The following is a 1,173-nucleotide window of genomic DNA, read 5'->3' as shown; positions in this document are numbered from 1 at the left end:
GAAGCGTTGGCACAGGGCCTCGACCTCGGCCTTGACCTTGGCCTCGACTGCGCCGTTGCCGTCCTCGCCGTTCGCGGCCAGCCCGTCCACCACCTCGATGATCCAGTCGGCGATCTGGCGGAATTCGGCGGTTCCGAAGCCGCGGGTGGTGCCGGCGGGCGAGCCCAGGCGGATGCCGCTGGTCACGGTCGGTTTCTCCGGGTCAAACGGCACCCCGTTCTTGTTGCAGGTGATATGCGCGCGCCCCAGCGCCTGTTCGGTGGCGTTGCCCTTCACCCCCTTGGGGCGCAGGTCGACCAGCACCACATGGGTGTCCGTGCCATGGGTCACGGTGTCCAGACCGCCCTTGATCAGCTGGTCGCTCAACGCCTGGGCGTTTGCGATAACCTGTTGGATATACGCCTTGAATTCCGGCCGCAGCGCCTCTCCGAAGGCCACCGCCTTGGCCGCGATCACATGCATCAGCGGGCCGCCCTGGATGCCCGGGAAGATCGCCGAATTCACTTTCTTGGCGATATCTTCATCATTGGTGAGAATCATGCCGCCACGGGGGCCGCGCAGCGTCTTGTGCGTGGTCGTCGTGGCCACATGCGCGTGCGGGAAGGGGCTCGGGTGTTCGCCCGCCGCCACGAGGCCCGCGAAATGCGCCATATCCACAAGGAGATACGCCCCGACCATATCCGCAATCGCCCGCATCCGGGCAAAATCGATCCGCCGCGGGATGGCAGAGCCGCCGGCGATGATCAGCTTCGGCCGGTGTTCGGCGGCGAGCGCCTCGACCTGGTCGTAATCCAGCAGGTTGTCCTGCCGGCGCACGCCGTATTGCACGGCCTTGAACCACTTGCCCGACTGGTTCGGCGCAGCACCGTGGGTCAGGTGGCCGCCGGCGTCCAGCGACATGCCCAGGATCGTGTCGCCCGGCTTCAGCAGCGCCTGGAACACGCCCTGGTTGGCCTGGCTGCCGGAATGCGGCTGCACATTGGCGAAACCGCAGCCAAAGAGCTTGCAGGCGCGGTCGATGGCGAGGTTCTCGGCGATGTCGACATACTGGCAGCCGCCGTAATAGCGCCGTCCGGGATAGCCCTCGGCATACTTGTTGGTCATCACCGAGCCCTGCGCCGCCATCACCGCCGCCGAGACGATGTTCTCGGACGCGATCAGCTCGATCTCGTC

The 1,173-nt window shown here is 66.2% G+C and carries 1 protein-coding gene; it reads right to left on the bottom strand.

Annotation, left to right across the window (positions count from 1 at the left end; genetic code table 11):
• On the bottom strand, positions 1–1,173 hold a 1,173-nt coding region (gene glyA, locus QO034_RS23255), incomplete at both ends, for a serine hydroxymethyltransferase (protein WP_284487877.1).

The organism is Sedimentitalea xiamensis, assembly GCF_030164465.1.
GTDB classification, from domain to species: Bacteria; Pseudomonadota; Alphaproteobacteria; order Rhodobacterales; family Rhodobacteraceae; genus Sedimentitalea; species Sedimentitalea xiamensis.
This window is presented reverse-complemented; position numbering and strand designations above follow the sequence as displayed.